At 64.0% G+C, this 14,620-nt stretch carries 13 protein-coding genes; all 13 read right to left on the bottom strand.

Annotated features, from left to right (window positions below):
• Positions 1-834 (bottom strand): transporter substrate-binding domain-containing protein, encoded by an 834-nt coding sequence (locus FJ979_RS09245; protein WP_181168569.1) that lies wholly within the window; start codon positions 832-834, stop codon positions 1-3.
• Between the two features lie 227 nt (positions 835-1,061).
• On the bottom strand, positions 1,062-2,003 hold the full coding sequence (locus FJ979_RS09240; RefSeq protein ID WP_140580657.1) for a TIM barrel protein: 942 nt from the start codon (positions 2,001-2,003) through the stop codon (positions 1,062-1,064).
• Between the two features lie 48 nt (positions 2,004-2,051).
• Complete coding sequence (locus FJ979_RS09235; protein ID WP_140497769.1) at positions 2,052-3,569, bottom strand: glycerol-3-phosphate dehydrogenase; 1,518 nt, start codon at positions 3,567-3,569, stop codon at positions 2,052-2,054.
• Positions 3,570-3,614: 45 nt separating this feature from the next.
• Positions 3,615-4,655, bottom strand: coding sequence for a 2-hydroxyacid dehydrogenase (locus FJ979_RS09230; protein WP_140580656.1), 1,041 nt, complete (start codon positions 4,653-4,655; stop codon positions 3,615-3,617).
• 10 nt (positions 4,656-4,665) lie between these two features.
• On the bottom strand, positions 4,666-6,219 hold the full coding sequence (locus FJ979_RS09225) for an FGGY-family carbohydrate kinase (protein WP_140580655.1): 1,554 nt from the start codon (positions 6,217-6,219) through the stop codon (positions 4,666-4,668).
• The gene (locus FJ979_RS09220) at positions 6,219-7,343 is read right to left on the bottom strand and encodes an ABC transporter ATP-binding protein (protein WP_140580654.1); all 1,125 of its coding nucleotides are present in this window, start codon (positions 7,341-7,343) and stop codon (positions 6,219-6,221) included. Before FJ979_RS09220 ends, FJ979_RS09225 begins: the two co-directional genes overlap by 1 nt.
• Positions 7,340-8,458 carry an ABC transporter ATP-binding protein gene (locus FJ979_RS09215; RefSeq protein WP_140580652.1) on the bottom strand — a complete coding sequence of 373 codons (1,119 nt, stop codon included), beginning with the start codon at positions 8,456-8,458 and terminating at the stop codon, positions 7,340-7,342. Before FJ979_RS09215 ends, FJ979_RS09220 begins: the two co-directional genes overlap by 4 nt.
• Positions 8,459-8,462: 4 nt before the next feature.
• Positions 8,463-9,320, bottom strand: coding sequence for a carbohydrate ABC transporter permease (locus FJ979_RS09210; RefSeq protein ID WP_140497759.1), 858 nt, complete (start codon positions 9,318-9,320; stop codon positions 8,463-8,465).
• Positions 9,321-9,332: 12 nt separating this feature from the next.
• Positions 9,333-10,256 (bottom strand): sugar ABC transporter permease, encoded by a 924-nt coding sequence (locus FJ979_RS09205; protein ID WP_013896837.1) that lies wholly within the window; start codon positions 10,254-10,256, stop codon positions 9,333-9,335.
• A gap of 160 nt (positions 10,257-10,416) precedes the next feature.
• Positions 10,417-11,862 (bottom strand): extracellular solute-binding protein, encoded by a 1,446-nt coding sequence (locus FJ979_RS09200; protein ID WP_140559298.1) that lies wholly within the window; start codon positions 11,860-11,862, stop codon positions 10,417-10,419.
• Between the two features lie 45 nt (positions 11,863-11,907).
• Positions 11,908-12,882, bottom strand: a complete 975-nt coding sequence (locus FJ979_RS09195; RefSeq protein WP_181165158.1) for a sugar-binding transcriptional regulator — start codon at positions 12,880-12,882, stop codon at positions 11,908-11,910.
• Positions 12,883-13,241: 359 nt separating this feature from the next.
• Positions 13,242-14,279, bottom strand: coding sequence for a cell division protein FtsZ (ftsZ, locus tag FJ979_RS09190; protein ID WP_140497755.1), 1,038 nt, complete (start codon positions 14,277-14,279; stop codon positions 13,242-13,244).
• Positions 14,280-14,435: 156 nt separating this feature from the next.
• Positions 14,436-14,620 (bottom strand): hypothetical protein (locus tag FJ979_RS32835; RefSeq protein WP_210241465.1); only part of this gene is annotated, 185 nt, incomplete at its 5' end.

The following is a 14,620-nucleotide window of genomic DNA, read 5'->3' as shown; positions in this document are numbered from 1 at the left end:
TCAGGCTTTGCTCCCCAACCGGTAGCGCGCGATGATCTCGTCAGTGTTGAGAACCTGCTGACCGCGCGCGAGATCGAGGTAAAGGTCGATAAACGCCGCGAGATGCGGATTGTCCGGTCGCACACCGATTGCGATCGTGTCTACCTTGTCGGTCAGCGTGATCGAGCGCGCGGCGACCGTCATCGACGGATCGTCGACCATCAGCTTCTTGATCTCGAAATCGTCGCGATACGCCATGTCGATCGTCCCATCGCGGATCGCATCGACAACCATGTCCCAGCCTGCAAAACGATGAACTTGTGCATGCGGGAAGGTCGTCGCGGCATAGGTTGCGAATGAAGAGCCCTCGATCACGCCGAGATCGCCCGAGAAATCGCGGATGATCTGCTCGGGTGGTTTGCCTTGCGCGATGCGCGCCAGGTTGAGGCGATTGGCGATGAGGCCTTGGTGCAGCATGGCATAGGGCCGGGAATAGAGGATTGAGCGGCCACGGCGAAGGGTTCGGCTGAGCTTGCCGATGGCTATGTCCGCCTGGCCGGAAGTCAGCTGTTTCACCATGCCGTCGAACGTTGCGGCGGATCGGTCGAACACCGGCTCGACGCCGAGCTCCGCTGCTATGCCGCGGGCCAGTTCCATGTCTATGCCGCTGTTCCCCGATCCATCGGCCGGGAAGAATGGATCGGAGGCAAAGGCCGGCATTGCAATGCGCAGCGCATTGTCGCCGACGACGGGAGCGATCTCCGCCTGCTGTCCTGGAGTATTGGCCGCCCGAGCTTGCGCGACCAGCAAGCCGACGCTTCCGGCCGTGAGCAGCGTACGACGTGTAACCGACATGCGGATTCTCTAGTTCGCGAGGGAAGCCGGACAAACAAATCGGACCAATTCGCAGTATGCATGGCGAAGTTAAACAAAAGTATCTTTCGCATTGTACTTTTATAGCAATCAGCAGCGCAGGCTGCCGCAATACTCGCATTATCTAATATGTCATCTGGTTGCTTCGCTGGCGGGCCAACCGGTTGGACGTCAACAGCGCGAGTGGCATCGGCTCCCCACTCCGACCTCTACCCGTTTTTCGGCAGCAGGTCAGGCCTGCCCGTGTCGATAAAGGGCGCCCAGTAGTCGACCGATTCGCGGATCATGGCGACCACCTGGTGGTCGACCGGTTCGCGCTCGCGAAACGACAGTTCGAGGCAGATCTCGTTGTCGGTGCCGCCGCCGCGCCGCACCGTCTCCAGCAGCTTTTCAGGCGTGATGCGGCCGTCCCTGTTGTGAGCCGCGGTGAACGGCCAATGGCCACCCTTGTTCATCGACGATTGCTTGATGTGGATGATCGGCGACTTCCTGGGGAAAATCTCGGCCCAGGCATAGGGATCGATATCGGCCGGGTTGCTGGAGGTGACGTCGCCATGGTCGATGTCGACCATCATCTCCAGCGGAATGGCCATCCCGGCCGCGTCGATCGCATTCTGCAGCAGCCTGCAATTCTCGATCGTGTGGCCGAACTCGCGGCCGACCGACATCGGCTCCCAGAACAGGTAGTTAAGCCCGGCCGCGCGGGCGTGTTCGGCGACATCGCGCCAGCATTCCAGTGCAATGTCGAACAGGCGCGCGCGGCGCGCGGGATCATCATAATCGCGATGGGTGAAGATCGCGAATTGGGTACCCATGCCGCCGGCGCCAAGCTCGGCCGAGATGTCGGCAAAGGTCTTGAACCAGCCGACATAGTAGCGGCGCACGTCCGCGTCTGGATGGCCGAAATGGTTGAGCCGGCCGTAAGGACCGGTCATGCCCGAGGTCACGCGCACGCCCGTGCGGGAGAGTGCGCCACGAAACAGGCGGACGAATTTCACGATCGTCGCCGCTGGCCAGCCCGGATTGACGAATTCATGCGTGAGCTGAATGTCCCTGATGCCGATGTCGTAGGCGATGGTATCGACCAGGTCGTCAGGCTCGGCAAAGCGGTTGACCAGCGGATTGGTGTTGAGGGAGAGCGTGAATGCCACGATCGCGATCCTCTCAGCCCTGTCGCGCTACATTGGCGATGATTGCCATCACCCTGCCCTCGCCAGCCGGCTCGCGCACCAGTGTTCGAAAGCCGATCTCTCCTCGGCGGAAAGATGCAGGCCGTGCTTGGTGCGCCGTTCGAGAATGTCGGCCGGTGTCTCAGCCCATTCCTGCTCGAACAGGTAACTGGCCTCGCGCTCGAAGAAATCCTTGCCGAAGCATCGCCCGAGTTCCGCGAGCGAACGGGCCGCGCCGACCAGAAGACGTGTCCTGGTGCCGTAGAGCCGGCCGTAGTGCTTGAGCAGCGATGCAGGCATCCATGGATACTCCCGCCCGAGATCGCCTAGAAACTGTTCGAAATCGGCATTGGCGATGTCGCCGCCAGGCAGATGGGCCTTCGCCGTCCAGGGCTTGCCCATCCGGGGGAAGAACGGAGCGATCCTGTCCAGCGCATGCTCGGCGAGCTTGCGGAAGGTGGTGATCTTGCCGCCGAAGACGGACAGCAGCGGCGCCTCAGCATCCGGCGCGTCGAGTTCGAAAATATAGTCGCGGGTCACGGCGCTCGGGTTGTCGGCATTGTCGTCATAGAGCGGCCTGACGCCGGAGAACGAATAGACGACATCGCCGCGCGCGAGGCCGCGCTTGAAATAGCGGTTGACCACCCTGATCAGGTATTCGATCTCGCTCTCATCCGCCGCCACGTCCTCGGGTCGGCCGTCATAGGGAATGTCGGTGGTGCCGATCAAGGCGAGATCGCCCTGATAAGGATTGATGAAGATCACCCGCTTGTCGCTGTTCTGAATGAGGTAAGCTTGGCGGCCCTCCCAGAATTTGGGCACGACGATATGGCTGCCCTTGACCAGGCGGACATTGCGCGTCGAGTTCTGGCCAGCAACGCGGTTGATGATGTCGTTGACCCAAGGGCCGGCGGCATTGACCAGCGCCCGCGCCCGCACGGTGGTTTTCACGCCGGTCTTGCCGTCGCGCATCTCCACCGACCAGAGGCCGCCTTCCCGGCGTGCGGCGGTGCAGGCGGTTCGGGTGAAGATCTTCGCTCCGCGCTCGCGCGCATCCAGCGCATTGATCAGCACGAGACGGGCGTCGTCGACCCAGCAATCGGAATATTCGAAACCGCGCTTGAACTCGTCCTTGATCGGCGCGCCCTCGGGCGCGGTGCGCAGGTCGAGCGTGCGGGTGGCCGGCAGCCGCTTGCGGCCGCCGAGATGGTCGTAGAGGAACAGGCCGAGCCGCACCAGCCAGGCCGGCCGGTCGTCAGGACTGTGCGGCAGCACGAAGCGCATCGGCCAGATGATGTGCGGCGCCGATTCCAGGAGTACCTCGCGCTCGATCAGCGCCTCGCGCACCAGGCGGAACTCGTAATATTCGAGGTAGCGCAGGCCGCCATGGACGAGCTTGCCCGATCGCGAACTGGTGCCTTCCGCCAGATCGTCCTTTTCGCACAGGATGACGGAGAGGCCGCGGCCTGCCGCATCGCGGGCTATGCCGGCGCCGTTGACGCCGCCGCCGATGACGAAAAGGTCGACGATTTCGGGTCCGCCGCTCATCTCGTCACGATCTCGCTGCCGGATTTACACACCATGGCTGCCGCCTCAGCACGGATTGACCGGAGGCAGCCCGGCGATATAGCGGCGCACTTCCTCGGCGGCCTGCTCGGCCGCATAGGTCACGGTGCGCACCGAGGCGCCGGCGATATGCGGCGTCAGCGTCACGTTGGGAAGCTGCAGCAAGGGCCAGTCCGACGGCACAGGCTCGACCGCGAACGTCTCCAGCATGGCGCTGGCGATCTGGCCTGAAACAAGCGCCTCATAGAGTGCGTCATAGTCGACCAGCGGCCCGCGCGCCGTGTTGACGAAGATCACGCCGGGTTTCATCCGCGCGATGGTGTCCTTGCCGATCAGGCCGCGCGTCTCCGGCGTCACCCGCGAATGCAGCGTGACCACGTCGGAGCGGGATAGGAGATCGTCAAGCGCGACCAGTTCGACGCCGGCGTTGCGGTCCTCTGCGCTCAACTGCACATAGGGGTCGCTGACCAGAACGTGGCAGCCGAAAGCGCGCAGCAGCCTGACTACCTTTGTTCCGATATTGCCGTAACCGACGACGCCTACCGTCATCTCGCTAAGCTCGCGGCCGGTGCGGTCGGCGCGGTAGAGATCGCCGCGCCATTCGCCCCTGCGCAGCGCTTCGTGGCCGACCCGGATCAGCCGTGTTTCGGCCAATATCGCGCCGATGGTGAATTCGGCCACGGCGGTCGCGTTGCGGCCGGGCACATTGACGACAGTGATGCCATGTGTGCGGGCCGCTTCCATGTCGATGTTGATCGGGCCGCCGCGCGAAACCGCGACGAGCTTCAGCGCCGGCAGGCGCCGCATCATGCCTTCCGACAGCGGCGCGAGCTGGGTGACGAGGATCTCGGCGTCGCCGATGAACTCGACGACCTCGTCGGGACGGCCGAAATACTCCTTGACCTTGTCGAGGCCGAGCGCCGGATCGCCGAATTCCATCGGCTCGTCGGGCCAGGCCGTCTGCAATGTCCTGACATCGAGGTCACCGCTCGCGACCTTCTCGATTTTGGCGCGAAACACCTCCGGAAGCATGAAGTTGTCGCCAATGATCGCTATTTTCCTGGGCATACTCGACTTCTCAATTTGCCTGCACTGAAGCCATCGCGCGCCAGACCGGCCGCAGCGCCTTGTGCGCCAACATGTAGGACGGGGTCATCCTGTCGTAGATCGCGGCGAGGTTCCGGTCGCTCGGCTCCGCCTCGCCAAGCAGCGGCGTCACCCATTCCGCGACGCATTCGTCCATCGACTTGTACAGGCCGACGCAGACCGCGGCTATCATCGCCGCGCCGGCCGCCCCGGCCTCCTCGCGCTGGCTGGTGCGGATGTCTGCGCCGACGGCGGCTCCGAGGATCTTGCGCAGCGCCGGGCTTCGGGCGGCGCCGCCGGTCAGCCGGATCTCGCGCGGCAATGGCCCCATGGCGGCGTAGCAATCGCGCGCGGCGAAGGCCAATCCCTCGAAGACAGCGCGCACCAGGTCGGCATAGCCGTGGCGCGAGGAAATGCCGACGAAGCCGGCTCTCGCATTGGCATCGACGAACGGCCCCCTCTCGCCGGCCTCCGACACATAGGGCTGGTAGAGCAGTGAGGCGGGCTGCGAGGCCGCGATCCAGGCATCGACGAGCGCAATCATTTCGCCATTGCTGCGGGTGATGCCTTGCGAGGCGAGGATGCCGGAGGCAAGCCCAAGCACCCAGTCGATGTTGAGCGTCGCCGCCATGTTGGACTGCATCTGCGCGAACACGCCGGGCGCCGGCATGGCCATGGTATAACCGGTCGCGGCCTCGTTGAGCTGCACGTCGTCCGGCGTCTCGGCCAGCCGCATATGCATGCCGGTGGAGCCGATGATTGTGCAGCCGGGCTTGCGTTCGCGGTCGAGCAGGCCGGCGCCAAGCGCGGTGCAGACGACGTCGACATAGCCGAGCACGACCGGCGTGCCGGCAAGCATGCCGGTGGCGGCGGCCGCCGCCTGCGACAGACCGGCGCTGTGCCTGGTGCCGTCTGTGACCGGCGGTAGCAAATGCCTGAGGTCGGCGACGCCGAGCACCTCGAGCACATCCTCGCTATAGTCGCGGGTGCGGAAATCGCCAAAGGTGAAGGTTCCCTCGGAGGGGTCGGTGGCGCGCTCGCCGGTCAGCTTGAAATAGAGCCAGTCCTTGCAATGAAACGCCGTCGCCGCCTTGTCGAGCATTTCAGGCATGTTGCGCTTCATGAACACGAACTGTGAGCCCTGCTGGCAGGCGGCGAGCCCGCTGCCGGTCTTTTCGAAGCGCAGCCGGTCCTCGGGCCGCGCGCGGATCTCCTCGACGACGCCGGCGGCGCGCGCGTCGAGCCAGAGCCAGCCCTTCGCCACCGGCTCGCCCTTGCCGTCGATCAGCCAGGTGCCGTCGCCCTGCCCGGTCACCGCGATGGCGATGGTCCGGCCGGCGAGATCGGGCACTTTCTCGGCGAGCTGGCGCAAGGTCGCCGCCGCATCCACCCATGTGCGCGCAAGATCCTGTTCGGCGCCGCCGCCCGGCAGCGTCTCGTAATGGTTCGGCGTTGCCGCGGCGGCGATCTGCCGGCCTTTCGTGTCGAAGGCGATGGACTTGATGACGGAAGTACCGGCGTCGATACCGATCAAGAGATCACGCATCAGGCGAGCTCCATGCCGTGCGAGATGGCCTCGCCGCTCGCCTGGTCGAAGACATGCAGGTTCTTCGGGTCGATGCTGACATTGATCGGCGCGCCAAGATCCAGCCGAGTGCGGTCGTGCTCGACCAGGACCAGCGAGCCGCCGGCGAAATCGGCCGCGATATGGGTCTGGTCGCCAAGCCACTGGTTGGCCGAGACCCTGGCGGGAACACCCTCCTTCGAGCGCCGCACCGCGTAAGGCCTGATGCCGATGACGACCCGCTCGCGGCTGAGCAGCTGGTCGCGGACGGGAGCGCTGAAGGCGTCCTTGTCGTAGTCGAGCGACAATCCGTCGGGCAGCTTGAGATTGATGCGGCCGGCGGCGGTTCCAACATAGGCCTCGAAGACATTCATCGGCGGCTCGCCGACGAAGGTGCCGGTGAACAGGTTCGCCGGACGCTCCTTGATCCTGTCCGGCGTATCGAATTGCTGCAGCACGCCGCCTTCCATCACCGCGATGCGGTCGGCAAGCGCATTGGCCTCGGTCTGGTCGTGGGTGACCAGGATCGCGGTCAAGCCGCGCTCCTTGATGAAATGCTTGATGCGGCCGCGCAGCACGGCGCGAAGCTGCGGTTCGAGCTGCCCCATCGGCTCGTCGAGCAGGTGCAAATCGGCGTCGCGGATCAGCGCCCGGCCCAGGCTGGCGCGCTGCTGCTGGCCGCCGGAGATAGAGCTTGGGTAACGCTCCAATATATCCTCGATCTCGAGCAGCTTGGCGATGCTGGCGACCCTGGCCTCAACCTCGCTTCTGGGCAGCCGGGCCGCCTTGAGCGCGAAGGCCATGTTCTCGCGCACCGTCAGCGGCGGGTAGAGCGAATAGCCCTCGAAGGCCATCGCCACGTTGCGCCTGACCGGCGGCAGCGTGTGCACCTGGCGGCCGGCGACCGCGATCGCGCCGCGCGACACCTCCTCGAAGCCGGCGATCATGCGCAAGGTCGAAGTCTTGCCGCAGCCGGACGAACCGAGCAGCGCCACGATCTCGCCCTTGCCGATCTCCATCGTCAGCTTCTTGACGGCGTGGACGCCCCGGTCGATCGGGCCATAGAATTTGTCGACGCCGGAAATGGTGAGTGCGCTCGCGCTCATGCGGCTTCTCCGTTGCGCAAACTGACGACATTCTTCGAGCCGATGCGCTCGCCGCCGGCGCGATCGAACAACAGGGCGCTCTTGCCGTCGACGGCAATGTGGGCCTTGCCTTCGCTGCGGCCCGGTGTTCCGGCCGGCCGCGAAACCAGGATCTCGCGGCCGCGCAACGTGCGCACCAGCGTGACGATCTTTTCGTTGAGCGGGGTTTCGGCCTCGACCGTCACCGGAATGGCGCCGGGTTCATTTTCTCCGACGAAATGCAGTGCTTCCGGCCTGAGCCCGATGATGCAGTCGCGGCCGACCGCGGTCTCGGGAGCCCCGCCGAGATGGACCTGCACATTCGACAGGGCGACATGGATTCCCTTGGCGCCAAGCGCCGGCTTGACGTCGAGCAGGTTGATGGTCGGGTCGCCGAACAGCCGCGCGATCTCGACATTTGCCGGCTCGCGATAGATCTGTTCGGGCGTGCCGAGCTGGCTGACGACGCCTTGCGACATGACCGCGATGCGGTCGCCGAGCGCCATGGCTTCCTTATAATCCTGGGTGACGTAAACGACGGTGGCGCCGCGGTCGGCAAGCAGTCGCGGCAGTTCGAGCCGCATCTCAAAACGCAGCTTGGCGTCGACATTGCGCAAGGGATCGTCGAGCAGCAGCAGCGGCGGCGAGCCGACCAGCGCACGGGCAAGCGCGGTGCGCTGCTTCTGGCCGTTGGAAAGAGCGCGCGGCTTGTGGGAGAGCACATGGGCGATCTTCAACAGCTTGGCGACGCTCTCGACGCCGGCCTTGATCGCGCCCTGCGACGACCGCTTGGCCTCCAGCGGCGTCGCGATGTTGTCGAACGCGCTCATATGCGGAAACAGCGCGAAATTCTGGAACGCCATGCCGACGCCACGGAATTCGGCGTCGACGTCGGTCATGTCCTCGCCGCCGATGAGGATCTTGCCTTCGTCGGGGTCGATGACGCCGGCGACGAGGCGCAGCAGCACCGTCTTGCCGGCGCCGGAGGGTCCGAACAGGACCAGCGTCTCACCGTCAGCGACGGTCAGCGAAAGATTGTCGAGCACGGTCTGGCTCTTGTAGCGCTTGACGAGGTTTCTGAGTTCGAGGCTGGCCATGGAACTACCCCTTCACCGCGCCGAGCGACAGGCCTTCGACCAGATAGCGCTGTGCATAGAGGGCGAGCGCCAGCGTCGGCGTGATCGACAGGACGATGGCCGCCGAGATCTGGCCGTACTGGATGCCCGAGGAGGTGATGAAGGCGAGCGCGCCGACCGTCACCGGCTGCTTGTCGGCCGAGGCCAGCACCAGCGCGAAGACGAAATTGTTCCAGGCGAAGATGAAGGCAAGCAGGCCGGCAGCGGCGATGCCGGGGCCGGCGAGCGGCAGCGCGATCTTGCGGAAGGTGGCAAACCAGGAATGGCCGCCGATGCGATAGGCATATTCGATGTCGGCCGGAATATCCTCGAAATAGCCGCGCACGATCCACAGGATCAGCGGCAGGCAGATCAGCTGGTAGACCCAGATCAGCCCGATATAGGTGTTGGCCAGCCCGAGCTTCTGGAAATAGAGCGTGAGCGGCAACAGCACCAGCAGGGCCGGCGCGAACCTGAACGACAGCAGCGTGAAGGCGATGTCCTCCGAGCCGCGGAACTTGTGCCGCGCGAAGGCGTAGGCCGCCGGGACGCCGAGCAGCAGCGAGACCGCCACCGAGGTCACCGACAGGAACACCGAATTCCACAGGTTGCGCATGAAGGCGATGTCGAGCGTGCCGGCGGCGGTCGTCAGCTTGCCGGTGATCAGCGCTGTGTAGTTGGCAAGCGTCGGCTCGAAGACCAGCTGCGGCGGAATGCGCAGGATGGTCTCGTTGGTCTGGAACGACATCATCAGGATCCAGACGATCGGGAACATGAAGAAGATCACGACCAGCGTGAGTGCCGCGCCGCGCAGGGTGCGTTCAAGCAAGGAGGTGTGTTCCATGGCTGCCTCCTCCTATGCCTGGCCACGGGCGCGCTCGCGCAGCCTGAGCCAGTTCTTGATGAAGATGTTGGAGAGGAAATAGGTGATCGCCCACAGGATGATCATCAGCGCCGCCGAGCGGCCGACATTGGTCGACTGGAAGAAGTTGAGATAGGCCTCGACCTGGAAGACGGTCAGCGTGTCGCCCGGTCCTCCTTGCGTCATGGCGTAGATGATGTCGAACTGCTGGATGGAATCGAGCAGGCGGAACAAAGTCGCCGTCAGGATATACGGCGTCAGCATCGGCAGCGTGATGCGGAAGAAGACGAAGCTCCTCGGCACGCCATCGAGGGCCGCGGCCTCGAAGGGCTGCGTCGGCAGGCTGCGCAGGCCGGCAAGCAGCAGGATCATGATGAAGGGCGTGTAGACCCAGATATCGACGAGAACGACGGTGAACAAAGCCGTCGACGGCGACGAGGCCCAGCGGAAGTCCTGTAAGCCGATGAGGCTGGCAAGATAGCTCAGCACGCCGAAGCCGGGATTGGTCATCAGCTTCCACATCAGCGCGGCCAGTGCCGGCGCCGTCATCAGCGGCATCAGCAGCATGATCGAGATGAAGTTGTTCAGGGTCGATCGCTTCTGCAAAAGCAGCGCGATGGCGAGGCCGAGAAGCAGTTCCAGCACCACCGTGGTGCCGGCATAGAGCAGCGAGATCTTGAGCGTGTTCCAGAACTTCGGATCGGTGAAGAAGGAGATGTAGTTGTCGCCCCAGTTGAACTGCCGCGCCCAGGGCTGGCTCAGCCGATAGCGCTGGAAGGAATAGACGACCGAGGTCAGGAACGGAATCAGGATGCCGATGCAGACCAGCAGAGCCGGCAGGCTGAGCACGTAGGGCAGCACTCTCTTGCTGATCCTGAAGCCCGAGGGCTTGGGCCTTTGCGATACCACCGCAGTCATCGTGCTGCTCCGTTGTCCCTGTCGCTCCGCCCTGCCGGCCGCCCAAGGGAGCAAGGCGGCCGGTCGGGCGAATTGGCGGCCACCTTACGGCCCCGCGTCGCAATCTTGAAAAGGTCAGGTGAGGACCGGCCTGCCAAGGCTGGCCGGTCCTCCATTACATCTAGCCGAGGCCGGCTTCCTTGAGCTGGCCGTTGATGCTTTCGGCCAGCTTATCGAGACCCTCGTCCACCGGCACTTCCTTGGCCACCATCTTTTGCAGCGTCGCCGCCCATTCGGTGGTGAGATCGAAGAACAGCGGCTGCGCCGTGAACTTGATCGAGGCGCCCGGCGCCGAGGCGTCGAACATCTCGACATAACCGGGATAGCTCTTGTTCAGCTTCTCGCGGAACGTCTCATCCTTCCAGACCGACTGGCGGACCGGATTGACGAAATCCATCTTGGTGGCGCCGAACAGAGCATGCTCGGGTCCGGAGGCCCACTGCATGAAGTACCACGTGGCGTCCTTGTCCTTGGAGAAGTTGGACATCGACAGCGACCAGATCCAGATGTTCGGCGTTGGCGCCTTGGCCTCCGGGTTGGCCTTGAAGGCGGCAAAGGCAAGCTTGCCGGCCATCTTGTTGTCGCCGCCATTCATGAAGTAGCCGAGGATGTCGGCGTCGAAGATCATCGCCGAGGCGCCGGCGCCGAGATCGGCGCCGACCTGGTACCAGGTGTAGGTCGACCAGTCCTTCGGACCGCTTTCCTGGATCATCTGCACCCATTGCTTGTGGAAAGCCTTGGACTGGGCGGTGTTCATGGCGGCCGACAATTTGCCGTCGGCCGACACGTTCAGATCCTTCTGGTCGAAATTGGCGTAGGCCGAAAGGAAACCCGGATGGATCGTCGCCCAGGAGCGCGACCCGCGCACGCCAATGCCGTAGACGCCGCCGCCGACATCCTTGGTGAGCTTGGCGGCCGCGGCCACCATCTCGTCCATATTGCCGGGAACCTTGACGCCTGCCTTGTCGAACATCCCCTTGTTGTAGGTGATGTTGTTTTGTTCGAAGCCCCACGGAATGCACCATTGCTTGGCGTCTTCGGACCCCAGGGCCCCGCCCGGCTTGCCGTTCCAGGCGCAGGAGTTCTTGACCCCGGGCAGGAAGTCATCCCAGGCATAGTTGGGGTTGGTCTTGGCCGGATCCTTGATCCATTCATTGAGGTCGGTGATCCAGCCGGCTGGGCCGTAGGTCCAGGTCATATAGGCGCCGGTCATGAAGGCATCGTATTCGGGCGAGCTCGCCGACAACGCGGCCGTGACCTTGTCGAAATAGACGTCTTCCGGGAACACGTCGTAGACGACATTCATGCCGGTCAACTGCTTGAAGTTTTCGAGGTTGGCGATCATCGCATCCGCATAGGGATGCTTGTTGAGCAGGAGCTTGATGGTCTTGCCCTGGTGCGCCTTCCAGTCGAAGTCGGCGGCCAGCGCCCGGGTCTGCCCAAAATTGAGCAGCGTACCGGCCGTGCCGGCGGCAAGGCCCATCGCACCCAGGCCCTTGATCAGCCCACGACGGTCGACTTGTCCGCGCAGGAAAGCGTCAATGAGGTCTTTCTCTTTCTCATGCATTTGGTCTTCTCCTCCACAGGGTAGTTTTAACTGAACCGACGCCGGCTACCCGACTGGCGTCTCCTCCACGAGCGATCGCGCTGTCCGCTCATCAGTTATCAGGCCCTTGAGATAGCGGCCCTCCAGCACCGCTTTGACGGCTCGAACCTTGACCTTGCCGCCGGCGACCGCGACGATCCGGCGGCTGGCGATGTCCTCGCGCGCCAGCGCCAGCGCCCGATTGGAAAGGGTTGTCGCCACCGCTTTGCCGGCATCGTCGAAGAAATGGCCGAGCAATTCGCCGACGCCGCCATTGCGGCGGATCTCCTCCATCTCGCCCTTCTCGATCATGCCGGTGGCGACGAGCGAGGCTTCGCGTTCGGCCGTGCCGATGCCGGCAAACAAAAGGTCGGCGGATCTTGCGAGATCGAAAACCTCGCTGATGCCCTTCTGTCCCAGCAACACCGCGCGGTCGTCCACCGTGTTGGCGAACATTGGCACCGGCATCACATAGGCTTCGGCGCCGGTGCGCTCGGCGAGGCGGTGAATGACGTCATGCGGGTTGGCCGAGAACTTCCGCGTCAAGCCGCCGAGCAGCGAAACGAAGCGGATCTTGTCTGTCGAGCTGCGCGGCAGGTATTCCACGCAGGCGGCGAGCGTGCGGCCATGGCCGACGCCGATCAGCGCCTGCTCGCCGCGTTCGATCTCACGCTTGAGGAATTGCGCGCCGGCGATGCCGAGCGCCTTGAGCGGCAATTCCTCGGAATCGAAATCGGGAACCACCTCGCAATAATCGAGGCCGTAGCGGCGCGACAGCTCGTCCTCGAGCTCGACGCATTCCGAGACTTCGCCGTCGATATAGACCTTCACCAGCCCTTCCTGATTGGCCTTGGTGATGAGGCGGTGGGCCTTGAGGCTGGTCAGCCCGAGGCGCTTGGCAACCTCGGACTGGGTCAGGCCGCCAGCGTAATGAAGCCAGGCGGCGCGTGCCGCCATGCCGGTTTCATCATCGCGCAAGAGGCCGTTTCCAAATCCAACCACGTTCCGCCCTCTGATATTTTTTTCAGGTTCTGCAAAATTTTTCACATGGACGCATCGGAGTCAAGCGCCAAGCGCCTGCAAACGCTGATTTTCAACGAGAATGGACGAGCGAACACCGGGCGTGGCACCGGTCAGGGTCACAGCGGCAGCGAAAGAAAGCGGTGTCGATTATATTTCGCGCAGGAACCCGATCACCATCGCCGCCGTCCAGGTGAAGCGGCGGCGCCCAGCATTCGCCGGTGAGCGGATCGCACCATTCGGCAAGCCGCTTTCGGGTGATCAGGTCCACGCTGAACTTGGTGGTGCGCCGGCGACGTCGAGGTGCCCGGCAAGCGGCCAAGGCCGCCGGCGAGCAGCGCCTATTGCAACGTCCGCGCCGCGAATGGCATGGAATGGTCGTGCGCCATGCCGGCATCGGCATCTTCCACGCCGAGCCCGCGGTCGAGGCCGGTGGCCACCACCGAAACCCTGAACCGGCCTTCCATGCTCTTGTCGAAGATGGCGCCGACGATGATGTCGGCGTCTTCATAGACCTCTTCACGGATTCTCGTGGCGGCCTCGTCGACCTCGAACAGGGTCATGTCGCGGCCGCCGGAAATCGAGACCAGCACGCCCTTGGCGCCCTTCATCGACATTTCGTCCAGCAGCGGGTTGGCGATGGCGGCTTCCGCCGCCTTCATCGCCCGGCTATCGCCTGACGCCTCGCCGGTTCCCATCATGGCGCGGCCCATGCCGCGCATCACCGATTTGACGTCGGCGAAGTCGAGGTTGATCAGGCCTTCCTTGACGATGAGATCGGTGATGCAGCTGACGCCGGCGTAGAGCACCCGGTCGGCGATGACGAAGGCATCGGCGAATGTGGTCTTGGCGTCGGCGATCCGGAACAGGTTCTGGTTGGGGATGACGATCACGGTGTCGGCGCTTTCGCGCAGCCGCTCGATGCCCTCTTCGGCCATCTGCATGCGGCGCCTGCCCTCGAAAGTGAACGGCTTGGTGACGACGCCGACCGTCAGGATGCCTGCCTTGCGCGCCGCCTGGGCGATGACCGGCGCGGCGCCGGTTCCGGTGCCGCCGCCCATTCCGGCGGTGACGAAGCACATGTGGGTGCCGGCCAGATGGTCCATGATCTCGTCCAGCGATTCCTCGGCCGCGGCGCGGCCGATCTCGGGAAGCGATCCGGCGCCCAGCCCTTCGGTTACATGCGCGCCGAGTTGGATCAGCCGCGTCGCCTTGGACATGGTGAGCGCCTGCGCGTCTGTGTTGGCGGCAATGAATTCGGTGCCCTGAAGCTGCTCGGCGATCATGTTGTTGATGGCGTTGCCGCCGCCGCCGCCGACGCCGACAACGGTGATCTTGGGTCTCATCTCGGAGATCTCGGGCTTCTTGAACTCGGCCATGCGTCTTCTCCTTCGCCAGTCGCTCGCGCTTCACGCCCCGCCAGATCGATCACACCGCAAAACGGCAATCGACGCAGAGCGGCGTGACGAATCAGTCCGCTCGGATGGGTGTCCCAAAAAGCCAGAGAGCGGCCAGAGGTGCAAGTGCGGGGAAGGTCAAGATTTGTGATAGGGACGTTTCATATCCCCACGACGGCCACGCATGCCCGAGAGTGATGCCGGCATCCCGGCTTCACCCTGCGCGCGCCAAGCCCGATGCCGAGCCTGTCGGTAGCTAATCAAGTTGTCCGGTTTGGTAGCACATGATCTGTCCGCTTCTGTTTTGGCGTCGAAGCGGTTCA

Origin of the sequence: Mesorhizobium sp. B1-1-6 (assembly GCF_006443035.1) — a bacterium.
Taxonomy (GTDB): Bacteria; Pseudomonadota; Alphaproteobacteria; order Rhizobiales; family Rhizobiaceae; genus Mesorhizobium.
This window is presented reverse-complemented; position numbering and strand designations above follow the sequence as displayed.